The 22,669-nt window shown below is 43.3% G+C and carries 25 protein-coding genes; 17 read left to right on the top strand and 8 right to left on the bottom strand.

Annotated features, from left to right (window positions below; translation table 11 throughout):
- Positions 1-16: 16 nt before the first annotated feature.
- On the bottom strand, positions 17-1,168 hold the full coding sequence (locus tag ANME2D_RS05290) for a glycosyltransferase family 4 protein (protein ID WP_052368580.1): 1,152 nt from the start codon (positions 1,166-1,168) through the stop codon (positions 17-19).
- A gap of 116 nt (positions 1,169-1,284) precedes the next feature.
- Between ANME2D_RS05290 and ANME2D_RS05285 the strand changes: the two genes are divergently transcribed.
- Complete coding sequence (locus tag ANME2D_RS05285; protein WP_048089588.1) at positions 1,285-2,625, top strand: FAD-dependent oxidoreductase; 1,341 nt, start codon at positions 1,285-1,287, stop codon at positions 2,623-2,625.
- 117 nt (positions 2,626-2,742) lie between these two features.
- Here the strand turns inward: ANME2D_RS05285 and ANME2D_RS05280 are convergent, their stop codons facing one another.
- From ANME2D_RS05280 to ANME2D_RS05270, 3 genes are all read right to left on the bottom strand, one after another.
- Positions 2,743-3,489, bottom strand: a complete 747-nt coding sequence (locus ANME2D_RS05280; RefSeq protein WP_048089586.1) for a dihydroorotate dehydrogenase electron transfer subunit — start codon at positions 3,487-3,489, stop codon at positions 2,743-2,745.
- Entirely contained in the window at positions 3,486-4,376 is an 891-nt protein-coding gene (locus ANME2D_RS05275) for a dihydroorotate dehydrogenase (RefSeq protein ID WP_048089584.1), read from the bottom strand. Before ANME2D_RS05275 ends, ANME2D_RS05280 begins: the two co-directional genes overlap by 4 nt.
- Before the next feature lie 112 nt (positions 4,377-4,488).
- Positions 4,489-5,940, bottom strand: coding sequence for a PQQ-dependent sugar dehydrogenase (locus tag ANME2D_RS05270; protein ID WP_081810146.1), 1,452 nt, complete (start codon positions 5,938-5,940; stop codon positions 4,489-4,491).
- Between the two features lie 204 nt (positions 5,941-6,144).
- Here ANME2D_RS05270 and ANME2D_RS05265 point away from each other — a divergent pair, with 204 nt between their 5' ends.
- The 15 genes from ANME2D_RS05265 (at position 6,145) to ANME2D_RS05195 (ending at position 18,694) form a co-directional block, all read left to right on the top strand.
- Positions 6,145-6,417 (top strand): winged helix-turn-helix domain-containing protein, encoded by a 273-nt coding sequence (locus ANME2D_RS05265; protein ID WP_048089582.1) that lies wholly within the window; start codon positions 6,145-6,147, stop codon positions 6,415-6,417.
- Between the two features lie 142 nt (positions 6,418-6,559).
- Entirely contained in the window at positions 6,560-7,429 is an 870-nt protein-coding gene (locus tag ANME2D_RS05260) for an RAD55 family ATPase (protein ID WP_048089581.1), read from the top strand.
- 1 nt (position 7,430) lies between these two features.
- The gene (locus tag ANME2D_RS05255; protein WP_048089580.1) at positions 7,431-8,171 is read left to right on the top strand and encodes an ATPase domain-containing protein; all 741 of its coding nucleotides are present in this window, start codon (positions 7,431-7,433) and stop codon (positions 8,169-8,171) included.
- 167 nt (positions 8,172-8,338) lie between these two features.
- Positions 8,339-9,994 carry a type II/IV secretion system ATPase subunit gene (locus tag ANME2D_RS05250; protein ID WP_048089577.1) on the top strand — a complete coding sequence of 552 codons (1,656 nt, stop codon included), beginning with the start codon at positions 8,339-8,341 and terminating at the stop codon, positions 9,992-9,994.
- Positions 9,991-11,922 carry a type II secretion system F family protein gene (locus ANME2D_RS05245; protein ID WP_048089575.1) on the top strand — a complete coding sequence of 644 codons (1,932 nt, stop codon included), beginning with the start codon at positions 9,991-9,993 and terminating at the stop codon, positions 11,920-11,922. The genes ANME2D_RS05250 and ANME2D_RS05245 overlap by 4 nt, the downstream gene beginning before the upstream one ends.
- A 2-nt stretch (positions 11,923-11,924) precedes the next feature.
- Complete coding sequence (locus tag ANME2D_RS05240) at positions 11,925-12,809, top strand: DUF7289 family protein (RefSeq protein ID WP_048089573.1); 885 nt, start codon at positions 11,925-11,927, stop codon at positions 12,807-12,809.
- Positions 12,810-12,811: 2 nt separating this feature from the next.
- Positions 12,812-13,324: a DUF7266 family protein gene (locus ANME2D_RS05235; protein ID WP_048089571.1), complete on the top strand. Its 513-nt coding sequence runs from the start codon at positions 12,812-12,814 to the stop codon at positions 13,322-13,324.
- Positions 13,312-13,971: a hypothetical protein gene (locus tag ANME2D_RS05230; RefSeq protein WP_157833972.1), complete on the top strand. Its 660-nt coding sequence runs from the start codon at positions 13,312-13,314 to the stop codon at positions 13,969-13,971. Before ANME2D_RS05235 ends, ANME2D_RS05230 begins: the two co-directional genes overlap by 13 nt.
- A gap of 1 nt (position 13,972) precedes the next feature.
- On the top strand, positions 13,973-14,338 hold the full coding sequence (locus ANME2D_RS05225) for a hypothetical protein (RefSeq protein ID WP_048089569.1): 366 nt from the start codon (positions 13,973-13,975) through the stop codon (positions 14,336-14,338).
- A gap of 24 nt (positions 14,339-14,362) precedes the next feature.
- Positions 14,363-16,282, top strand: a complete 1,920-nt coding sequence (locus ANME2D_RS05220; RefSeq protein ID WP_048089568.1) for a hypothetical protein — start codon at positions 14,363-14,365, stop codon at positions 16,280-16,282.
- A 127-nt stretch (positions 16,283-16,409) separates the two neighbouring features.
- Complete coding sequence (gene nth, locus ANME2D_RS05215) at positions 16,410-17,045, top strand: endonuclease III (RefSeq protein ID WP_048089566.1); 636 nt, start codon at positions 16,410-16,412, stop codon at positions 17,043-17,045.
- 3 nt (positions 17,046-17,048) lie between these two features.
- Positions 17,049-17,498, top strand: a complete 450-nt coding sequence (locus tag ANME2D_RS05210) for a DNA polymerase ligase N-terminal domain-containing protein (protein WP_048089564.1) — start codon at positions 17,049-17,051, stop codon at positions 17,496-17,498.
- Between the two features lie 24 nt (positions 17,499-17,522).
- Positions 17,523-18,062, top strand: coding sequence for an aldolase (locus tag ANME2D_RS05205; RefSeq protein WP_320408806.1), 540 nt, complete (start codon positions 17,523-17,525; stop codon positions 18,060-18,062).
- A 189-nt stretch (positions 18,063-18,251) separates the two neighbouring features.
- On the top strand, positions 18,252-18,464 hold the full coding sequence (locus ANME2D_RS05200) for a TRAM domain-containing protein (protein ID WP_048089563.1): 213 nt from the start codon (positions 18,252-18,254) through the stop codon (positions 18,462-18,464).
- 32 nt (positions 18,465-18,496) lie between these two features.
- Positions 18,497-18,694, top strand: a complete 198-nt coding sequence (locus ANME2D_RS05195) for a CxxC-x17-CxxC domain-containing protein (protein ID WP_048089560.1) — start codon at positions 18,497-18,499, stop codon at positions 18,692-18,694.
- Between the two features lie 404 nt (positions 18,695-19,098).
- Here ANME2D_RS05195 and ANME2D_RS05185 read toward each other — a convergent pair whose 3' ends face one another.
- Together ANME2D_RS05185 and ANME2D_RS05180 are read right to left on the bottom strand one after the other, a co-directional pair.
- Positions 19,099-19,359: a hypothetical protein gene (locus ANME2D_RS05185; RefSeq protein WP_048089556.1), complete on the bottom strand. Its 261-nt coding sequence runs from the start codon at positions 19,357-19,359 to the stop codon at positions 19,099-19,101.
- A gap of 177 nt (positions 19,360-19,536) precedes the next feature.
- Entirely contained in the window at positions 19,537-20,412 is an 876-nt protein-coding gene (locus ANME2D_RS05180) for a cation diffusion facilitator family transporter (protein WP_048089553.1), read from the bottom strand.
- 75 nt (positions 20,413-20,487) lie between these two features.
- On the opposite strand from ANME2D_RS05180, the gene ANME2D_RS05175 reads away from it, so the two are divergent.
- Positions 20,488-20,775: a YunC family protein gene (locus ANME2D_RS05175; RefSeq protein WP_048089552.1), complete on the top strand. Its 288-nt coding sequence runs from the start codon at positions 20,488-20,490 to the stop codon at positions 20,773-20,775.
- Here the strand turns inward: ANME2D_RS05175 and ANME2D_RS05170 are convergent.
- Positions 20,772-21,710, bottom strand: coding sequence for a cation diffusion facilitator family transporter (locus ANME2D_RS05170; protein ID WP_048089550.1), 939 nt, complete (start codon positions 21,708-21,710; stop codon positions 20,772-20,774). The two genes, ANME2D_RS05175 and ANME2D_RS05170, sit on opposite strands and share 4 nt — an antisense overlap.
- A 171-nt stretch (positions 21,711-21,881) precedes the next feature.
- On the bottom strand, positions 21,882-22,460 hold the full coding sequence (locus ANME2D_RS05165) for a quinol:electron acceptor oxidoreductase subunit ActD (protein ID WP_048089982.1): 579 nt from the start codon (positions 22,458-22,460) through the stop codon (positions 21,882-21,884).
- Positions 22,461-22,669: the final 209 nt, after the last annotated feature.

Below are 22,669 nucleotides of genomic sequence, written 5' to 3'. Positions count from 1 at the left end.
TAATTCTGCTGGAGGATTATAAACGTATGTACCCGGTGTCAACTGAAATGGTCTCTGTACCTGGGGAACTATCTGGAATCTCTAAAGGATGCAATGCATGAGGCTTGCTGATGTCTATCTTAGCCACTTTTTCATCAGCCTTTAATTCAATAATCCTTTTATAGATCTCCTCATATTCATCAACCATTCTACTGACTGTGAATTTCTCCAGAACCCACCTGCGGCAATCAGATGGATCTATGCGCTCTATACTATTAACCGCCTCCACCATTTGCTCAATATTATCGACAACAAAGCCTGTTTGGCCATTCTTCACGATTTCGGGAACCGATCCATAGGGAAAGGCAATAACAGGAGTACCAGATGCCATTGCCTCAACCATAACCAGACCGAAAGGTTCAGCCCATTGTAGCGGAAAGATAAAACCTTTAGCATCCCTTAACAAACTTCTCTTCTCATCCTCAGGGACCTCGCCCTTATAAATAATTTGCTTGCCATCAATCCTGGGGACGATCTTTTCCTCGTAGAAAAGAGTATCCTTTCCTGGATTAACTTTGCCTGCTATTATAAGCTTTACATTAGCCCTCAGGGAAACATCTATTGCTATATCAGTACCCTTATCCTGGCATATCCTGCTTATATAAACAAAATAATCCTCCTTATCCTGGCTGAACTGGTAGCTGTCTACATCGATTGCGTTGTAAACATTACCTACATATTTTAAATCAGGCCCTGATCTGCGCTGCTCCAGACTTATAGAGTTATAAAAAATCGCATCCTTGTACTTCTCATAAAAGGGAAGGTTATCTTCCGCGAATATTCCATGCAGTGTATTTAGAACTGGCTTATTAACCAGACTTCCCATAGCAACTCCGATATATCCAGTATGATCATGGATGATATCGAACTGCTCAGCAAACCTGAGGGCATGGCCAGTATGAATCAAATCAGGTATCGGATTACCCTGTGCCAGCATACTTCGCGGTGGTGATGTATCATAACAGGATACCAGATTAGCATCAGTAATTGAATCACCCGTAGCAAATAAGGTAACCTCATGCCCTCTTCTTATAAGCTCCTCTGTAAGAAGGGAAACAACAACCTCAGTGCCGCCATACTTTTCCGGAGGCACACGCTCCCATACAGGAGCCAGTTGAGCGATCCTCAATTAAATTTATCCCCCATTAAAATTACGCATTAACCCTTATACTACATTGGCCTATAACCTTTTATAATCTTCTGGCATCGAAAGGTTATAATAAGTTTGATGCAAAATGAATAAGTATGGCAAAAATAATAATTTTAGGTCTTGGAAGCGGGGGTTTTGCAGCTTCACTGGCTATACGGAGGAACGATCCTGAAGCCTCTGTTACAATCATAGAGAAAAGGACATACGATATGTTCTCTCCGTGCGGTATGCCTTTTGCTATAGAAGGCATCGTAAGTCTTGATGACCTCAAATTTTCACTGCCTCCTGATGAGCATCTAACAAAATTACTTGAACATGAAGCCCAGGCTATAAACCCTGCTGAGAGAAATGTAGTGGTAAAGAACCTGAGAACCGGGGAGATTGTATCTATTCCCTATGATTCTCTTATTATTGCCCTCGGTGCACAGCCCTTCATCCCTCCTGTAAAAGGCGCAAAAGAGAGTATTGGCAGAGGTGTTTTTGTCCTGCATGATATTGAGAGCGCGCAAGATATTATAGAGAATGCTAAAAGCTCAAAAAGAGCTATCGTGGTTGGAGCCGGGCCGATCGGGCTTGAGATTGCAGTAGCCCTGAAAGAAAAGGGGCTTGATGTTTTCGTTGTTGAAATGCTCTCCTCTGCCCTGCCGCGGGCGTTAGACAGGGATATGGCAAAAGTGGTCGAGCGGTCACTTGAGGAAAGACAGATAAGATTACTCTTAAACAAAACGGTGGGCAGTATAAACGGTACTCCTGTTGAATCTGTTTCAATAGATAACGAAATTATCAGAACCGATATGGTTATTCTCGCTGCGGGTGTGAGAGCAAATGTTGATATAGCAAAGAATGCAGGAATTGAGGTCGGGAGATGGGGCATTAAAACAAATGCAAGTATGGAGACCAATATTAAAGGTATCTATGCCGTGGGGGATTGCATTGAGACCGTAAGCCTGATCACCCACAGACCCACTACCATGCAACTGGCATCAGCGGCTTTCAGGCAGGGAACAGTGGCAGGTACAAATGCAGCAGGCGGGTATGATATGTATGAAGGGGCGCTCTCCACCTATGTTTCGCTTATCGGAAAACTTGAGGTTGCATCTGCGGGTTTAAGCGAGTACTTTGCAGAATCTGCCGGGTTTGAAACAATATCAGGTAAAGCCCAGGGGAAAAATAAACCCGCATACTATCCAGGGGCTAAAGATATCATTATTAAAGTAATAGCCGATGCAAGAACTGGAAGAGTCCTCGGGGGCCAGGCAATAGGAGAGGGCGCAGCAGCGCGTATCAATATGATATCCCTTGCAGTAAGAAATGGCATGGATGTTTATTCTCTCAGCCAGACGGAGACTGCTTACTGCCCTATGCTTGCTGAAAGTTATGATGTGCTGAACAAAGCTGCAGATTTTGCGGTGAGGAAGCTGAGAAAGGGGAGATGATTTTTTCTAAGAGTATATTAACCGGGATGAATACAGGTAGACGCAGATAAAGAGAATCAAACCCTAACTCCACCAATTAACTGCAGATGAATTAAATCTGCATTTATATGCGGTTCTTCAAATCTTAACTCTCTCCCCGCACTCATTCCTTCCGTAAACCCCGAACTCCGTCTTCTTCAAAACCTCTCCCGGGAACACGGGCCCGTCCCTGCACACGCGCAGCCCATCAACACAGCATGCGCCGCATATCCCTATGCCGCATTTGATATAGCGGTGCAGGCTGAACTGGGCTTTTGAGGGAGCAACCGTATCGAGGACTCTTTTCATCATGATCTCAGGCCCGCAGCAGTAGATCTGATCAAAGCTCTCAGGATTATCTAACATTTGGGTCACATACCCGTGTTTACCTGCCGAGCCGTCGTCTGTTGCGATCCGCACTTCTCCTGCAGCTTCAAAACGCTCCCTGAATAATAGTTCATCTTTTGTTCTTGCGCCCAGCAGCGTTACGACCCTGATACCCATTGAGTCTGCCCTCTCAGCCAGAGGCGCCAGGGGAGCAGCCCCGACCCCGCCTGCGACCAATAGAATGTACCCTTTCTTAATATCAAACCCGTTACCAAAAGGCCCGCGGATGCCGACAGAATCGCATACATCAAGTTCAAATAAAGCCGATGTAGCAGGCCCCACTTTCTGGACGGTTATTGCATTATCATATGAAAGCGCCATCGGGATCTCATCCACCCCGCGGACCCAGACCATCACGAATTGTCCCGGGATTAATTCAAAGGAGGTATCAAGGAAAAAAGTCCTGATGGTAGGGGTCTCATCCACTACCTTTGTTATAATTGCATTAACAGGTCTCATAGCTCATGCGCCATTCCGTATATGTCGTTCAGTGTCCATTCCTTCTCAACTAAGAACTCCCTCATACATGAGGAGATATCGCTGAAAATGTTAATATTGTTACCCACAGCAGAGCCGATCTCTACAGCTCTGGCACCTGCCATTATAAACTCGATAGCATCCCTCCAGTCTGAGATACCGCCCACACCGATAACAGGTATATCAAGGGCTTCATAGAGGTCGTAGACACATCTTATTGCCACAGGTTTAATAGCACGGCCTGAGAGACCCCCGAATCTATTACCCAGTATCGGATAGCCACTTTCGATATCAATAGCCATGCCCCTTACAGTATTGATTGCCACAACGGCATCAGCCCCGCCCCGTTGAGCCGCCAGTCCGATGCTCTTTATATCCGTAACATTGGGTGTGAGCTTTACCCAGACCGGTGAACGAGCGGTGCTTTTGACAGCACGTGCAATCTCTTCCACAAGATCGGGCCGGGTTCCAATCTCTGCACCGTAGCCGCAGGCATGCGGACAGCTAAGGTTTAGCTCAAAAGCATCGGCACGAAGTGCGCCTGCGATCTCCAGGAACTCTTCCGTAGACCCACCAAAAATACTTGCAATCACAGGCACTCCCGCTTCTCTTGCTCTCTCTATCTCGCCCTGGAAATCTCTATAAGAGGGATTGGGAAGACCCATTGCATTCAAGTAACCACTATCCACTTCTATCATACTTGGATTACTGTGGCCTCTTCTTGGCTCTTTTCCAATGGATTTTGTGACGACAGCACCTGCTCCACCCTCTGCTACTCTTTTTAATGAGCCACCTGTGGTACCCATGATACCTGCGGCAAGCATCAGCGGATTCCTGAGTTTTAATCCTGTTAATGTTAGTGCGAGCATTCTGAATAACAATGTTTGATATGTACTTAGCTTTTATCTTATAAATTGTTGATGATCTTATTTATATGGAAAGGAAAACCACTCGAAAAATCAAGAAGTAGGACAGGATTACCTATTTGTCCCTGCTTCTATAGAGCAGCAGACCTATTACAACTGCTATAGGAAGAACGATCGTAGGAAAATCTAGAGTAGGTGTTGGTGTTGGAGTAACCATTAGGTTCGATGTATCTGCTTGAGCTGGTACAATCTTAAAGACCCTGCCTGTGTTACCCTCTGGCCCCAGGGTTTCCGAGGTCAGAATATACAGTTCATTATCAGCATCCTGTCCAAAGGAACGTACGAAAGTACCGATGCGCCCATTCTCTCTCGTAGCGATCCGCAGTTCTTTCATTGGCCACATCTTTTCCCCGTGCGGTGGAGGTGTGGCCACGAACACACTGCCATCAGGTCGGCCTGGACTTGAGGTAAAACCTCCAAATATGTAAGATCCATTAAACTCAGGCAGCGCGCTGCCCCGGTAGACGAATCCGCCTATGACCACCTGTGAGAGGCCGCCAGGCTGTACTAGATTTGCAAACTCAATAATCGGATCAATCAAGGGCTCACCTCTGGCACCAGTATCAGGGCACTCTGCAGGGGGTTCAGTAGGGTTGTTGGGATCAAAGCAGTGTGTGCCTTCCTTGATATTCCACCCATAATTGCTGCCCTTAGTAACAATATTAACCTCCTCCCAGAGATACTGTCCTGCATCACTGGCAAACAGAGAGCGGTCCCCGCCAGCATCAAAGGCTATGTTGAAGGGATTTCGGAATCCATAAGCGAAGATCTCATCAAGCCCTTCCTCTCCTACAAAGGGGTTATCCTGAGGAATGCTGTAGAGATCATCGCTGTCCACATCGATACGGAGGATACTTCCCAGAAGTGTTGAAGTGTCCTGTCCGTTGCCAAGGGGCGGGTGACCAGTTCCGACATCGTGGGCTCCACCGCCGTCGCCCAGTGGAATGTAGAGGTATCCATCAGGACCGAAGGTAATCTGGCCGGCATTATGGGTGGACTGGGGCTGATCAACCTGCAGTAATATCCACTCAGAGTTGCGATCAGCTTTGTCCGGGTTATCCTGTGCAACTTTGAACTCGGATATGTGACTGGTATGGTCCCAGCCATCTGGCGCATCTTCCCGCAATGGCGCGCTGTAATATACGAAAAAGCGCCCGTTATTCTTAAAATCAGGATGAAACGCCAGGCCAAGAAGCCCTCGCTCGTCGAATATTGTATTTAGTGCCACGATTTTATCTCGAATATCCAGGAAAGGCTCGCCCAGCACCTCTCCATCAGCCATCAGGATCATGATAACGCCGGTCTGATCTACGATGAACAGTCGCCCGGTCCCATCCCCAGGAGAGACAAGAGCCAGCGGCGCTGTGAAGCCTTCGGCCTTCAACTCAAGTCCGATACTATCTGGTACTGTTGATATATCTGTAGGATTATCAGCAGCTCCAGCACCTGTGCTGAATGCCAGCCATACAATAAACCCTATTATTAATGATTCATTAACTATTCTCATATTACCCCCTTGCGATCATAATACCTATCCCCAAAAAACGATTGCTGAGGTCGCATTCAGGGGATAGGTAAAGAATATATCATTAAAAGAATATAGAGTTTGCTGAGGTTGCATGAAAAAGCCTATAGTTTCCGAAATGCATAAGATAGGAAGCTTGGTGATGCTGAAGATTACCTTGTTGAGGGTAAATGAGGAAGTGTTGGGTTGAGAAAAGAAAGAAGTAGTGGTGAAATAATCTGCGATATGTTGAGCGTGACACTGGAGGAGAAGAAACCAAAAAAGACACGGATCATGCGGAGGACATATCTTAATTGTAAAAGCTTCAATAAATATTTTGACCTGCTGGTAGAGGAAGATTTTATAGCAATGCATAATACAGAAGAAAGAAGCTATGTACTTACAGAAAAAGGAAAGGATCTGTTGAGAAGATTGAAGGAACTGGCTGAAATCCTGCCGTTAAATAAGATGAGGTTATAGGAATTTTAAAGCATGAAGCAATATCCATATACCTGCTAGCAGAAATATATATACTTGCATGTATAGTTATATGTGCAACCAGAGGAGAAAACTAATGGCGATATGGAATTACCATACTACAGGTAATTAGGGATCGGTCAGCATGGCATTCAGAAAGGTACCCACCGGCATAAAAACGTTTGATGCGAATATCGATGATGGTTTTCCAGCAGGTTCTGTGATACTCCTGCTCGAGGATGTAGGTGCTGGAGCACGGGAGTTCATATACACATCTGCTTTTAATCTCATCGATCTAAAGACCAATCACTATGATTTCGACCTTATGAATAAGAAGCATAACGACTTAAGCAAGGCAGATGAGATTATGACAACACTCATGCTTCCAAATGAGGTATGCTATATCTCTGTTTCAAAATCCAAGGAAGATATCTTAAATGAGAATGCATATGCTTTCCACAAGGATTTTTATAATACTATAAAAGGCGGGTTAATCTTTAAAGAACTCTCTGATATCTATTTCCGCCAGAGTATAGTACAGAACTTCTGGGTTTCGGATAAAAAGAGGAATATGGACTACAATCATGGCTCTGATAAAAATATCCTGGAGGAAATATCTGAGTTCCTCGATAAGCATGCTGCAAACAACATGGTGATTCTTGATTCAATAACAGAGCTTATAATGTATGAGGGAGATTACCTGAGCAAGAACGATATCATAATGTTTTTAAAAGGCATGGTCAGGGTCTCTAAAATGTGGAATGGCATAATATACCTTATTCTAAGCGCTAATATCCTTGATAAGCAAATACAGGAGACCATTACCGATCTGGTTGATGGCGTACTCACATTTGAATGGTCAGACAGGAAATCGGTAAAGCTTCAGCGTAGCCTCTATATAACAAAATTCAGGGGGCTCCTGCCGCGGCTTGAGCAGAATAATATTGAGAAATTTGAGACAAAGATAACATACTATGATGGATTTGAAGTTTCAAATATAAGGAAAATTGTATAAAATGAGTTTAAACAAGCGTGTATCTTCTGGCATAACCGGGCTTGATGAAATGCTCGGCGGTGGTATTCCACCGGGGCACATTGTTGTTGTTATCGGAGATGCTGGTACAGGAAAGACCACTCTTGCGATCCAGTATATCCATGATGGGCTGTGCAGGGGAGAATCATGTATTTATATTAGCATTGAAGAAGAGAGAGAATCAATAATATCCACTGCCGCTTCCTATGGCTATGACCTGAAGAAATCCATAGAGGACAGAAAGCTTGAAATTTTAAAGCTTGACCTGTCTGATATAAAAACCACAGCCAGACGGATGAAAATAGACCTGCCCGAGCTTATAAAATCATTCGGAGCAAATCGGCTTGTGATAGACTCGATCACACTTTTCAGCATGATGTTCGATGATCCTATAGAGAGGCGCATACGATTGGTTGATTTAAATAAGACCATCAAAAAGGCGGGGATCACAGCTCTATATACCTCCGAGATAAGTACGGGAGATCATATTCACTCAAAAGACGGGATAATCGAGTATTCTGCCGATGGTATACTGTTTTTACAGCAAAATGAGATTGCAAAGAATATAAAATTGATAATGCGGATCATAAAAATGAGAAGGGCCATGCATGATCGGTTATATAGGCCTTATGAGATAACCGAAAGTGGAATAATCGTATATTCGACCGACGTGGTCTATCACGAGGATGGGAAGGGTATTATTAGTAATGCTCATAGATATTAATTAAACCAATTTTCACACTTTTTTTCACAAATTCTTATATAAGCAGGCAGGGTTGATCTTAGAAACTGGAAAAGTCATCATCACGGTAAACCTCATTATTACAATTATGACAGTAAGGAATATATACAATAAGTGATGGTAATAGTAATTAAAAAGGGGTATAGTATATGTATGAAAATATTAAAAACATGCTGGGGAATATTAAATTTCCTCAACTGCATCTTAAAAAATATGATTTTTTTGAGAATCTTAAAAACAGCTATTCTCTGATCGATAAAAAAAAGGATACTGAAATCCCACCATACGACGCAGGTGTTTATGGTAACATTGTGAATTTCGGTGGGATTCCTGGATATGTGGAAGTGGAACGCTATTGGGTAAATGAACCCTTCTCTTTCATATCGATACAGTTCAATGAGCTCAGCAATGATTACATATATTATGTAGTCGAGCCGGAACTGACGCCATTTGAGGCTACACTTTTAAGTGATGTCTACGAGAGATCTCGCGATCTACTATCGTATAAAGATCTGCTCGATGGAGTTGACAGAAGAGATATCCTGACAAGAAAGATAAAGGAAATAATAGATACATATATCAAAGATTTTGATATCAGATCTTTTCATAAAATTGTTTATTATGTAACACGGAATAATATTGGGTTCGGCCGCATTGATCCTCTAATGAAGGATGCGGATATAGAGGATATCTCATGCAGTGGGCCAGGTACTCCTGTTTATCTCTACCATAGAAGCTACGAGAACATCAAAACCAATATCATCTTTGAAGAGGAGGAGCTAAACTCGTTCGTTTTTCTTCTGGCACAGCGAAGCGGGAAGAATATCTCGATTGCAAAACCTTATTTGGACTCCACACTCTCGGACGGCTCCCGTCTCCAGGAGACACTGGGAAGAGAGATCACTACACGCGGAAGCTCATTTACAATCAGGAAGTTCAAGGAAACGCCTATAACCCCGGTAGATCTCATGAAATGGGGAACGCTCAATGTTGAGATGATGGCATATATGTGGCTTGCCATTGAGAACAACAAAAGTCTCATCATGGCAGGTGGTACGGCATCAGGAAAGACAACCTCACTGAATTCGTTCTCTCTCTTTATCCCGCTTAAATCAAAGATAGTCACGCTTGAGGATACACGGGAGATACAGCTCTTCCATGAGAACTGGATTGCTGGCTTAACCAGGGAACCGTTCACGGCCGGGGGAAAAGGTGCGGTCGATATGTATGAACTGCTGCGCCAGGGACTGAGACAGCGTCCTGAGTACCTTATCGTAGGAGAGGTGAGGGGTAAGGAGGCGCTCACTCTATTCCAGGCGATGAGCACAGGGCATACAACTTATTCAACGATGCATGCAGGCAGCGTGCAGGCAGCTATTAACAGGCTTGAGAATGAACCCATCAATGTACCAAGGGTCATGATCACAGCACTTGACATCCTCTGTGTGCAGGGGGCTATCTATATCAAAGGGAAAAGAATCCGGCGCATACTTAACGTCATCGAGGTTTTAGATCTTGATCCTGAGACCAGGGGTCTTAACACACTTGAAGCGTTCACATGGAACCCGATCAACGATAGTTATAACAGTCTCAGGGATTCCCAGGTCATGGAAGCTATAAGAGAGAAGCGGGGATGGAGCAAGAGACAACTGGAACAGGCATTAAACAGGCGAAGGCGGGTTCTTCAGTACATGGTAGATCATAATATAAGGGACTATAATTCAGTCGTCAATATCATCAAAGAGTTCCAGATCAACCAGGAAGGACTTATGAGAAAATTAAATCTCGAGGAGCCCACAGGATGAGCTTCAACCATCACGCATACTCAGTGTTCGGGAACTTTGTAAAACGGCATGATAGATACCTCGAAATGAGAAGAAAACTCAGAAGCGCTCATATCTTCAGGCCGTATGAGGAGTACGTTTCTTCAGCGATTGCGACATCACTTACTGTCGCTATCTCAGGCCTGATCATAGGTCTTCTAATCGGGTTCGTGGTCTCAACCAGGGTATCTCTACCGTCGCTGATGGTATATGACCCAAATGTTGCGGATTTCCTCAGTACCTTTACACCTTATAAGAAATACACCATGACTGCGATAGTCGGAGGGTTATTTTTTATCATCCTTGGGAGTCTGGTGTACTCAATATTTATGATCATTCCTTCTTTTCAAGCCAGCATTAGAAAAATCAAGATCGATACACAGCTTCCACATGCTATCATGTATATGCATGCGCTGAGCCGGGGAGAAACGAATATTGCAGAAATAATCCGCTCTGTCGCGGAGTTACCAAACGTCTACGGCGAGATCTCAAATGAGTTCTCTATGATACTGCGGGATATGGAACTTCTGGGGATGGATTTTATGACCGCACTTCGGAATATACAGAAGGAGACGCCGTCTGAAAATTTCAGCCAGTTCCTCGGTAATCTAATTACACTTATCGATAATGGGGGTGATATAACGGATTTCTTCTCAATGCAGATAGAGAATAACAGGGTAAAGACAAAATCAGAACATACTCTCTTCCTTGACATGCTCGGTATGATCGCTGAAGCTTATGTCACAGGCTTTGTGGCCGGCCCTCTCTTTTTAATCATCGTGGGTGTGACGCTGGGCGCAATGAAATCCTCGATGGCATGGCTGCTTATGGGCATGACCTATGTTGTTCTACCGTTTGGCTCGATCGGATTCTTATTCCTGATCGATACCATGCTGCCCAAGGATGAGCAGATCATAGGGAACCTGAACCTGCGCAGAGTCAGGGAGTTTGTGGGGTTAAGAAGGATAAAGACGCCGGTGGAACATGAGCAGAAACTTTTTGAGGAATACGAGAGATCAAAAAAATTGATACGTATCAAGAATATACTCAAGAATCCCCTGCGCGCCTTCTTTGAAGAGCCAGCCCTCAGCTTTTATATAAGTGTTCCTGCTGCGATCATAGTACTTGCGATCCCCATATTCTCAAATCCACAGCCGCTTTACGGAGGGTATGTCGAAGCATCTGAGTACCTTACCGACTATATCCTGCTGAGCATCATGATAGCACTTGTGCCTTACATCGTGTTCTTTGAATCCCGCTATAGGAAGGTATGGAAGATAGAGAACGCGATACCACAGTTCCTGAGGCACCTGTCGATCATAAACGAAACCGGCCTCTCACTTTCAGAATCGCTGCGGATCATGCTGCGTACCGAGAAAGGGGCGCTTCGAGCGCATATTGAGAGAATGTATACTGATATCAAGTGGGGTGCAAGCACTACTGAGGCTTTCATACGCTTTGCAAATAAAATAAGGATAAATACGCTCTCGCGTGTGGTGGCGCTTGTCACAAAGGCAAGCGAATCAAGCGGAGATATCCGTGAGGTTCTTGATCTTGCGGCTGATGATGCAAATGTCAATCTGCAGCTTAAGAAGGACAAGTTCACGAACATGCTGATCTATGTGATCATCATCTATATCGCATTCTTCGTATTCCTGTATATCGTATATACACTTGCGACGACCTTCCTCCCGGAGATGGCAAAAGCCAGCGAGGCAGGAGGCGGGGGATTTATCAGGAACTTTAATATGGATTTCACAAAGGTATATTTCTACCACACAGCACTGATACAGGCATTCTTCTCAGGCATGATGGCAGGTGTCCTGGGCGGAGGGAACCCGCGCCTGGGTTTCAAGCACTCTGTCATAATGATGCTGGCTGCATATGCCATATTTAGATTAGTGGTGTAGCTATGATAAGATCAGAAAAAGCTGTATCCGAGGTCCTCGGCATGGTAATGGTCTTATCTATTATGATAATAGTCATAGGATCGATCATGATTGTGGGAGTGCCGGCGATCGAATCCGCCAAGAGCAGAGCTAAAATGGATGTGGCCATGAACTCGTTCCTGTCGCTCCAGAACGACATAGAGGAAGTGGTGCGGGGGCCGATATGGGTGAGGGATCCCAAAAGTACGAACGTAAAGCTTGGGCCATCCAGGGAAACGGAGTTTGAATTGATGGGAGGTACGCTCAGCGTACTGCCGAACACAACGAACATCACATGTATACCCTCAAACTGCTCTGAGAACGCGAGCAACTTTACGATAATAATCCCTCCCAGCAACATAACATACACGTCGGACCAGGAGGAGATCGTATACGAGAACGGGGCGGTCATACGAAAGTATGAATCCGGCGCGCCGCTTATGGTATCAGATCCGCTGATAAGCATATACGATACAGGGGACGGTAAAAATATAACAATCTCGATCCATGTCATAAGTATAAACGGAACTCTCTCCTCAACCGGAGGGGATGGGAAGGCATGGGTAGAGACCAGACCAAAATATTACAACCAGACTATCCCGAACCCTATCTCTCCGAATTCAAATATTACGAATATCACGATATACAGCAAGTATCCCGAGGCGTGGAAGAAGTTCTTTGATAAAAAACTGAGTGAGGCAGGACTCAATGATATTAATCAGCCGTGCACATCATCAACACAAAACCGCTACTATATAAATAGAACCGACAGTAAACTGGAAGTGCAGATATGTGGAAAAGAGAGCACCGGAGCCAAAGATATTTTCCTCTCTGTATACGAATCGAGGCTTGATATAGGAGTAAGGTAGGTATGGCTCTTCGGTCATTAATTCGCGATGAGAACGCCGTGAACATCGTAACAGGCCATATCCTAAATTTAATTGTGCTGATGATTATCACAGGAGGTATCGCAGGTGCATTTTACCTGTACGTGGATTCATCATCCGAACAGGCCGCGCGTATCAGCTATACCGACCTCGGGAGCCAGATAGCCAGAGATATCACCAACATGTACATAACATCAGCACAATCGCAGAATATCAACATCACCATCAGGCGTGATATACCCCTCACACTGGGTGGAAAAGGCTACCGGATCATGCTCAATAATGCAACTGAGACGGATGTTGCATTTGTCGGTATTAGAGAGGCTGGCCTTTCAGGGTATGAGATCATCACCAAGCTCAACTCCATCGACTTCAACTCCAACATCAACATAAGCAGTTCAAGCAGGATCGTGTACAGCGGTTCGGGAGAGATAAGCATAGGTATGGTAAAAAACAGTACAGAGAACGGCACAGAGGTATGGTTGTGGATAAAATAAGCACAGATGAAAGCGCAATGATCGGCCTGGATCTTATGGTTGCATTAACGCTGATCATAGCTGCCGTTATAATATCAATTCTGATCATGCCGACGTTGTCCCATGAGGACAGGGACTGGCGCATCAAACAGTACATGACCGCCACGAGGGCGACAGACAATCTTGTGCAGGACGATGGGGGAGCGTGGGAGACGAACTGGAACCGGACAGAGGGAAATTACTCAAATGTTACGAAGATAGGCTTTATATACGTAGGCTCTGATGGCGCGATGCAGAAGGTACTCAGCATAGCAAAGGTGGAGGCTCTGATGGGACAGGGCTACGAGGATAATGTAACCAAAACAACATGGTGGGAATTCCCGAACTCTTCAGCTCCTGATACTTCACCGGCAGAGCGGGAGAATGCCACAAGGGCGCTCGGGCTCACAGGATACAATTTCTACATGCAGTTGCACCCTGTGGGATTGAATCCTGCTTTATTTAATTCAACACCTCTTGAGACAAATATCAGCAAATCTCTGGGGAATATAAACTTAAATACTGTCTCAGTGGTGGACAGGTATGTTTATATTAAAGATTCTACGGGAAATTATCTCGAATTTGATAATGAAGCGGTTCATTACAGACTGAACCTGTGGGTATGGTAGCATGAAGAAATTATTTAACAACGACAGCGGGCAGTTGATACTGATAGCATGTGTATCTGTAGTGCTTGCTATTGTACTGATTGCTGTATATGAGTATTCAACTCTAGGTACTGGCGAGAAGTCCATCAACCGCGAGAACATGGATTCATTCTATTATTACAAGAACATCAGGGAGAGATATACCGACATCTACAAGAAATCTAATTATTTAGATATTAACAACACCAGAAATCTAACTGTTTTCGAAAAAGAGCTAAAAGAGTTTGCTCTTCTGCACGGTTACAGTGTGGATTTCATACGCGACGGTACAAATGCCACAATTATCTACTTAGATAAAGATATAAAGATAGAAGAAAAAATAGAGTAAAAAATAACGGGAAGGGATTATATAATGCCATTTAAGAAATTCACCGGGGATGAACACGGCTTTACATATACGTTAGAGGCCATCATCGGCGTGTTTCTCATCATCGGAACCTTAGTATTCGTGACAGGCGGCATGCCGTACACAGCGCAGAAAACAGGGGAGCATTCAAAGGTGCAGTTGATGAATATAGGAAGGGATACTCTTGACATGATAGAAGTTACGCGAATCAGTGATGTGTTCCCAGATTACTGGGAGGGCATAGTATACAGGAATTATACGCTGGTAGCGGATAAGAAATTCGTGGCGCCTGGGGAAAATGTTACTTTTACTGTTTATAGACTGGGGTTGACTGAGATATTTTATCAAAATCTCACTCTAACACGATCAACTTTGGGCTTGAGTAATGAGGTAGGTATAGGAACTATAAATGGTACAAATACAACGAATTTTTCTTCAACAGGTGAATTTAATATAAGGGCCGTTGATGAACTTGATAACAAAGGGAATCCGAAAAATAACTGGTCAAATTATGTTACGATAAATGTTGGTCATTATTATCTCGATACCGATGTAGGTGGAATTTCTGAGAATAGTTCAAAAATCGTTGAGGGAGTGGTATATAATTCAAGTGGACTTGGCATTCCTGATTTAGAAATAGAAATTTTAGAATATGATTTTGATTGTTATCCAAATTCCTCCTGTCCCCCCTATGCTATTACAACATCTGGAAGAATTATAGAAGGCTTTGAAAATGCCACTGATTGGGATTCGGATCCTGGAGCAAATAAAGGATCAAATACCACTAATTTTACGCAAGGGTTAAAATCACTGTCTGTAAACGGAACATCGAGTTTTTGGATTCAAAGGACTAACAGCACAGGATATAACTTGGACTATTATGATATTCTATCATTTGACTTTTATTCACCAACATCGGATGAAAGAAAAATTAAGATAGTATTATCAAATAACTCAAACAATTTAAATGAATTTATCTGGGAGAATATTAGTGTAAATAATAAGGGATGGAATAAAATAAATTTTAAATTGACCAATCTAACAGATATCGAAAACTTATGCTGTCATCCTAACTACCCTGAACTTGAAGGTGCCATCACAGCGATGCCTGATATAAATACAATCAAGATAATAGTATCAAATATTACTGCCAATGAGGATTATTTATTTGATAATTTGATCGCGGGTGCTGGAAAATTTTCGTTCATCTGGCCTATTTCAGGTGGAGGGAGTACTGGAACGTATTATATACAAGCAAATGATTCTTATGGTAATATTTCAAATAAACATAGAATAGTATATTCTAATGATGCATTAATCTATGCTAATAAATATATTATTTATGAAGGAGATTCAGTAACTATAACATTGATTCCTGGAGGATCAACAAAAAAGTTTACTGATATTAACAAGTTTAATATAAATCAAGATAAATATAATAATTACGATCCTAATAAAATATCTATATCCGAACCATTCGCACAAGATTTAAAAGTAATTTTGACAGCAAATACATCAGGAGATTATTATATATTTTATGGGAATGTTGGTCAGGGACCAAGCGACCCAGCAGCAGCAGCATTTACCAATACCATACTTATACGTGTACTGCCCATCGACAGAAACGATCTTCTAATCGAAGACGTCTCATGCGCGGGTTTCAACGGCACGCAGTTGAGCGATTACATGCGCCGCTTCGTGCCCCAGTATGTGAATTACAACCTTTATTTAATTAGCCCCACCGGCAACTCCGTCAGTACGTCCAATCCTGATGATCCCCTGTTCCTCAATTGCCGCAAATTCAATCCAGTAATCAACGGCTATCCCACAGATGAAGCTGTAACTGTAAATAAAATCCTGCACATCGACAAACAGCGAAACCTCGGATATATGGGGGAGCTCCGCATGGTGCTGTGGTATAAGTAAATACCCCTGCTACCGATTTTCCATAAAATCCCGGCGAAACGTCAGCAGAGCGCAGTCGAACAGAGCAGGAAAGGACTAACGACATGTCAAAATGTATAAATGTGGATGACCATTGATATTAGAAATCATGGCAGATGAAAGAGTTAATAAAATCATTGAAATTTTAAAAAAAGAGTACCCTGACGTAAAGATAGCGCTTAATTATTCTAATCCCCTGGAGCTGCTAATCGCCACCATACTCTCAGCCCAGTGCACTGACAGGCAGGTAAATGAGGTCACAAAAGATCTCTTCAAAAAATACAGAACGCCGTCGGATTACATAAGAGTCCCGCAGGAGGAACTTGAGAAGAATATATACTCAACAGGTTTCTATAAGAACAAGGCAAAGAACATTAAGAGATTGTGTGAGATCCTGGTTGAGAACTTCAGTGGAGAGGTTCCTGATAACATGGAGGATCTTATCACTCTGCCTGGAGTGGCAAGAAAGACGGCAAACGTCGTACTATCAAATGCTTTTGGGAAGAACGAGGGAATAGCAGTTGATACCCATGTGAAAAGGGTTTCTGCAAGGCTTGGCATGACAGATAATACCAATCCCGATAAAATAGAGAAAGACCTGATGAAGCTTGTTCCCAATAAAGACTGGGGGGTCTTTACATTACTGCTCATAAGGCATGGAAGAGAGATCTGCACAGCAAAAAAACCGCGCTGCCATGACTGCATATTGAACAAACTCTGCCCTTCTGCATTTACTTTCGGGTGAGATATGTCGCTTGATGAATACCAGAGATTGAGGGATTTCACAAAATCACCTGAACCAAAAGGTAGTACTAAAAAAAGTGCTGGCAGTATATTCGTAGTGCATGAGCATCATGCCACGCATCTACACTATGATCTGCGGTTAGAGATGGGCGGAGTGCTGCGGTCATGGGCTGTTCCCAAAGAGCCGCCTGAGAAAGAGGGCGTCAAGCGCCTGGCTATCCAGACAGAGGACCATCCCCTTGAGTATGCTGATTTTGAGGGTACGATACCTGAAGGGATGTATGGAGCAGGAGCTGTGCGCATATGGGATAAAGGAGAGTTCAGTCTTGAGGAGGAAAAGGAGGATCGATTGCTCTTTCTCCTTAAAGGGAGAAAATTAATCGGAAGATATGCCTTAATAAAGACAAAATTCAAAGGAAAGGATTCCTGGCTCCTCTTTAAGAGGAAACCATAGAAGGAAATGATCATGTGGCAGGATATGGCTAAATTCGGAAAAAAACTCGTGGATCACGGGCTTGTAGAATCTCATTTCGGTAACATCAGTATCCGCATCGGTAGCAGGATGCTTATAACCAGAACAGGATTCGCTCTTGATGAGATCGATGAGAACAGCGTTGTTGAGGTAGATATTGATAAACCCTCAAGCCTTGATATAATCGCATCATCGGAGAGCATTGTACACAGGGCGATATATAAGAATACTTCGGCACTGGCAATAATTCATGCCCATTCCCCTTTCGCTGTTGTTGAATCGCTGCTGGCGGACAGGGATATGATCGTTCCTGTTGACAGTGAAGGGCAGTACTTTTTGCATGAGATTCCTGTTGTGAGGGGAGGCATCGGGACAACAGAGCTTGCGAAAAACACGGCTGATGCCCTGCGCGACCACAGGGGTGCTATTGTTTTCAGCCATGGCACGTTTGCTATTGGAAAAATACTGGAGGAAGCTTATATCATAACAACACAGATAGAGCATAGCTGTAAATTGAAATATTACTGTGACCTGGCAAGGAAATAGAATATTTCTTTGTTTATTTTTAGATTAAATTTTTATAGTAAGCCCTGGCCTGGACAGAGAATTTATATATCTACAGGTTGTATTTATTACTAGATCAGTTGGCTTATTGAGTAACTTATAGAGCTAGGGATTAACCAGTCTGTGTGTGCTTCTTTTAGGTTGATTGATTAATTAAATAGAGGGATATGATTGTTTACAGAACAAGATAAGGACGCTCCTGTCTCAGCCGGCGCTGTTCACGATGTCACAATCGAGGGCATTGCCAGAGAAGGAGATGGAATTGCACGTATCCGGGGCTTTGTGATATTCGTGCCCGGTACAAAAATCGGAGACCAGGTTAAGATCAAGATTGAGCGAGTCATGCGAAAATTCGCAATTGCATCCCTTGAAGAAGGGAATTAACACCAAGAGATTAATACCAAGGAGATAAATATATGGGCGATAATAGAAAAGGCGGCTTCCGTGGTGGAAGAGGCGGTTTCGGCGGTTTCAGGTCGAGCGGTCCGAGAGAGATGCACAAAGCAACTTGTGCGGACTGTGGTCAGGAGACCGAGGTACCTTTTCAGCCATCCGGCGATAGGCCGGTATACTGCAGAGAGTGCTACCAGAACCACAGACCAAAGAGATATTAAGATAAATCAGGTCTTCTAATCCCCCTCCTTTGAAAAGGAGGGATATTGACCGAACCCATCCAACAATTAGACGGGATATTAGTGGCAGTTTTTTTATGAAGCCACGGAGACGCTGAGGCACGGAGAGCTTTTTGATATATTTCTCTGTGTCTTTGCGCCTCAGTGGCGATTGTTTTTATATAGGCCATGAAATTTAGGACACTACCGATTTCCATAAAGCGATGGTATCCAAACAACTTCTGAAATGCTGAGAATTAGGCGCACAGATTTAAAAATAGGAGCATACTATTACTTTTAAACTTTATATAATCTGCGGTTAATATAGTATGGTGATTGGAGTTCTTATATTATCTAATTACTTGCGCAAAATACTATATCTTAAGCATATCATTTTATCATGGCACTCATGCATACATATAATCATACGCAGGGATCTGCTTTTTATTAGCTACACTCTGAAGAGCTCCTGGTTTTTCCTCTGATAAGCTGGTTGCTACTATCCCGAGAAAATTTCTCTCGATAAGAGAGACAGTTTCTTTGCTAAGTCCTTCCTGCTCAAAGATTAAATCGTTTTTTTCATTATACACACATATTTTTCCATTCTTGCGATCTGATACAACTTTCCAGATTCTGCCTACAGGTTGAACCCATTCCCATACTCCCATATGTAACACCTCATTATTGATTCTACAGCCTGAATAATCTCAATAGATCGTTTCAGGCTTTGATTTTTCTAATAGCAATTTAGTTCTTTTCTCTATTTAAATTTATCTATCAGTTAAAATTTAATTATTATAATGGTTATTGTGTGTATAATTATAAAAAACTATCCTGGATAAATATCAATGATGGCTCTCATGCACGATCTCCGCAGGCTCACATTCAGCGCATTCAAACTGTAGTGTCGTGTGCAATATCAGGTATTCCCTCCTCAGTATCCTGCTGATCTTCCTTATCAGGTCATCTGTCTGCTGGACATGGATTCTATCAACAAGAACATGTGCGCTCATAGCATGTATATTCGAGCATATGCTCCATACATGTATATCATGCACCCCTCTAACACCCTCTACCTGCATCATTATCTCCTCCAGCTTATCGGCATCAACATGATGTGGCGCAAATTCAAGGAGGATGCGAGCAGAGCCGAATATGAGTTTTACCCCGCCGTAGATAAGTACCATACCGATTAAAACACTGAGTAACGGGTCAACGATATACTGTCCGGTAAGAATGATAATTATAGCTCCGATTATTACTGCTACAGATGAGAGCGCATCGCCAATTACATGCAGGTATGCCCCTCTGATATTGATATCATGATGCCCGTGCAATTTTAAAGCTGCCCAGACATTGACAGTCATGCCAATAGTAGCGACTATTAGCACCTCAGCACCTCTTACCTGAGGCGGTTCCAGTATCCTTTCATAAGCCTCAGAAAAGATGAAGAACGCAATTACAATAATCGTTAATCCGTTAATCAAGGCAGCAAAAATCTCAAACCTGTGGTAGCCAAACGTTATGTCTCTCCTGGAAGGGCGGGCTGATATTCTTATTGCACCGTAAGCAAGAAGCAGTGCTATCACGTCCATAAGGACATGGGCTGAATCTGAGAGAAGGGCAAGGCTATTGGATATAATCCCCCCAAAAAACTCCAGGAAGAAGATAGTTGATGTGAGGGCTATTGCAATTTTTAAGTTCTTCTGGACGTCTCCCATGTTTATCTTTCCTGTTGATATTTAATTGATTTGTGCCTTGATAAAATATTTCTATCGGTAAAGCTAGTAGAACTCATGCTTGTTGAACAGATTAAGCTTGATAACGGCAGTGCACTCGGTTTTAAGCTGGATATGGAACATGCCCCGCTACTTGTTATAAGAGCAGATAAAGGCTTTGTCATGTGCGGGTACCTCAATATGGAAGTAGCTGATAAACTCGGGGACGTTGCTGTCAGGGTCACAGGTGTAAGGAATATTGAGGATGTTCTGGACGCAAGAGCTGTTGATGTCTCTAGGGCTGCCGTGAAACTTGGCATAACAATAGGGATGACTGCTAGAGAGGCACTGATGAGGATGTTCTAATCCCGAATCCTGCAGATATCCAGCTTTCTGCATATTTCGCAGTCTATCTCGCAGGGTTCTATATGTATCAGCATTGAGAGATTGGGTATTCTCTCCCGGATATCTTTTTCAAGATGGTCGCAGAACTCATGCGCATCCGCTACATGCTGGTTCTTAGGCACAACAAGATGTAGATCCACGAATCGCTCTGCCCCTGACATTCTGGTGCGAAGATCATGGTATTCTGCATACTGGGAGTAATGATCATCAATTATGGATTTAATAATATTCTCTTCTCTATCTGAGAGTTTTACATCCATCAATCCAGAAACAGAGCGCTTTGTCAGGTTATATGCTGCCCTGAGAATGATGAGTGCTACTATGATTGCCAGTATGGGGTCAAAGATCGGATTCTCTGTTATCTGGATGAGAGCAAGGCCGATAAAGACACCTGCTGATGTGTACACATCTGTAGAGAGGTGGTAAGCATCTGCTTCAAGGGCAATAGATTCAGTTCTCTTTGCGACTTTCATGATTTTTCTCGATATAAAAAAGTTCACAACCGCTGATATGCCCATTATAGCAAGACCCGCGCCAATGAATTCAACACTTCCTCCTTTTAATAAATCTTTAAAGGCCGTGAAGAGTATTATGAATGATACCACAAAGACCAGCAGGGCCTCGACAGTGCCGGATATATTCTCAAACTTGCCATGCCCGAATGTATGTATATCGTCAGCAGGTTTTCCTGCTTTTCCGACAGAATAATTGGCAATAACTGCAGCCAGAAGATCGATACCTGAATGAAACGCTTCAGAGAGCACACTAATTGAGCCCATGAAAAAGCCTGTTATGAGTTTAAGGGAGAGCAAAAAAGTATTTGAGTATATAGAAAGCCTTGCTGCTGATGTTATTTCCTTATGAGCTGCGGAATATCTATTATTCTTATCATACATCCGCCATTACTTTATATTAGTGATGGTATAAAGGGGTATTTATGCGGCATATCGTAAACTCACCGCAAAGTTCGCAAAGGAATTTGCTGCTACGCTTTGCGTTGACGATAAGAGAGGCCATACCTGACCCCTCATTATCATTATTTAGCTCTTGTACTAAAAATTTTAATACTAGCGCTCGTAAGCCTCTTCAGCAGCACCAGGCACAGGTCTCTCTCTTCCGGCATAACCTGCCCTGACCTCCTCGGCTGTTGAGATGTCCCTGGCGCCAGTTGTCTCTAAGATATCCCTGGCGCGCCTTATCATTTCAGGATCATCTGAGTGGGCAGAGAGCAGGATTTCGCCTCCTTTAACACGCTCTTCATATCTCTTTGCCTCGTATTCTGGTACTCCCATACCGACAAGAGCTCCTGCGATTCCACCGACTGCACCGCCCGCACCTACGCCTGCTAATGTTGATACAATAGGACCTGCGGCTAGAAATGGACCCGCACCTGGAATAGCCAGTAATCCAATCCCTACAAGCCATCCCAGTACACCGCCGACAACCGCTCCAGCACCGGCACCTGTCGCCGCGCCCTCAGGAGCTTTAGTATGTTTCTCATATGCGAATTCCCTTGTACCTACCTCTTCAGGCATGAGTACCGAGATATCCGTCCCCCGAAAACCCGCGGCTTTTAGAGCATCAACCGCGGTTTCAACTCCAGATTTATTGGAATAGATTCCTATCACCGCTGTATTTCTTGCCATAGTTGTAATCACTCCCATTTAATATCATTCTTCTTTCTACTTAAAATATATCATCTCTCAATAATTTTAATTTATATAGGTGATTCCCAATTCATAAGTTAGCCATTTAAACTTAACTGTTTTTAAACATAGATTAGCGTTAGTATCTAGTGTCACGTCAGCTCTCAAGAGTCGGATAAAGTCTGGATAATTTAATCCTTGCATCTTCC

Source organism: Candidatus Methanoperedens nitratireducens, assembly GCF_000685155.1.
In the GTDB taxonomy this organism is placed as follows: Archaea; Halobacteriota; Methanosarcinia; order Methanosarcinales; family Methanoperedenaceae; genus Methanoperedens; species Methanoperedens nitratireducens.
Note: the sequence above shows the minus strand (reverse complement) of the source record. Positions and strands in the feature narration are given on the sequence as shown.

Bases quoted from the DNA above. Each gene is read 5' to 3' on its own strand.
- ANME2D_RS05205 (WP_320408806.1), top strand. From the start codon at position 17,523: ATGGCTAAATTCGGAAAAAAACTCGTGGATCACGGGCTTGTAGAATCT.
- ANME2D_RS05250 (WP_048089577.1), top strand. From the start codon at position 8,339: ATGTATGAAAATATTAAAAACATGCTGGGGAATATTAAATTTCCTCAA.
- ANME2D_RS05185 (WP_048089556.1), bottom strand. From the start codon at position 19,359: ATGGGAGTATGGGAATGGGTTCAACCTGTAGGCAGAATCTGGAAAGTT.
- ANME2D_RS05255 (WP_048089580.1), top strand. From the start codon at position 7,431: ATGAGTTTAAACAAGCGTGTATCTTCTGGCATAACCGGGCTTGATGAA.
- ANME2D_RS05240 (WP_048089573.1), top strand. From the start codon at position 11,925: ATGATAAGATCAGAAAAAGCTGTATCCGAGGTCCTCGGCATGGTAATG.
- ANME2D_RS05260 (WP_048089581.1), top strand. From the start codon at position 6,560: ATGGCATTCAGAAAGGTACCCACCGGCATAAAAACGTTTGATGCGAAT.
- ANME2D_RS05280 (WP_048089586.1), bottom strand. From the start codon at position 3,489: ATGAGACCTGTTAATGCAATTATAACAAAGGTAGTGGATGAGACCCCT.
- ANME2D_RS05165 (WP_048089982.1), bottom strand. From the start codon at position 22,460: ATGGCAAGAAATACAGCGGTGATAGGAATCTATTCCAATAAATCTGGA.
- ANME2D_RS05270 (WP_081810146.1), bottom strand. From the start codon at position 5,940: ATGAGAATAGTTAATGAATCATTAATAATAGGGTTTATTGTATGGCTG.
- ANME2D_RS05220 (WP_048089568.1), top strand. From the start codon at position 14,363: ATGCCATTTAAGAAATTCACCGGGGATGAACACGGCTTTACATATACG.
- ANME2D_RS05225 (WP_048089569.1), top strand. From the start codon at position 13,973: ATGAAGAAATTATTTAACAACGACAGCGGGCAGTTGATACTGATAGCA.
- ANME2D_RS05175 (WP_048089552.1), top strand. From the start codon at position 20,488: ATGCTTGTTGAACAGATTAAGCTTGATAACGGCAGTGCACTCGGTTTT.
- ANME2D_RS05170 (WP_048089550.1), bottom strand. From the start codon at position 21,710: ATGTATGATAAGAATAATAGATATTCCGCAGCTCATAAGGAAATAACA.
- ANME2D_RS05180 (WP_048089553.1), bottom strand. From the start codon at position 20,412: ATGGGAGACGTCCAGAAGAACTTAAAAATTGCAATAGCCCTCACATCA.
- ANME2D_RS05245 (WP_048089575.1), top strand. From the start codon at position 9,991: ATGAGCTTCAACCATCACGCATACTCAGTGTTCGGGAACTTTGTAAAA.
- ANME2D_RS05275 (WP_048089584.1), bottom strand. From the start codon at position 4,376: ATGCTCGCACTAACATTAACAGGATTAAAACTCAGGAATCCGCTGATG.
- ANME2D_RS05285 (WP_048089588.1), top strand. From the start codon at position 1,285: ATGGCAAAAATAATAATTTTAGGTCTTGGAAGCGGGGGTTTTGCAGCT.
- ANME2D_RS05235 (WP_048089571.1), top strand. From the start codon at position 12,812: ATGGCTCTTCGGTCATTAATTCGCGATGAGAACGCCGTGAACATCGTA.
- ANME2D_RS05210 (WP_048089564.1), top strand. From the start codon at position 17,049: ATGTCGCTTGATGAATACCAGAGATTGAGGGATTTCACAAAATCACCT.
- ANME2D_RS05195 (WP_048089560.1), top strand. From the start codon at position 18,497: ATGGGCGATAATAGAAAAGGCGGCTTCCGTGGTGGAAGAGGCGGTTTC.
- nth (WP_048089566.1), top strand. From the start codon at position 16,410: ATGGCAGATGAAAGAGTTAATAAAATCATTGAAATTTTAAAAAAAGAG.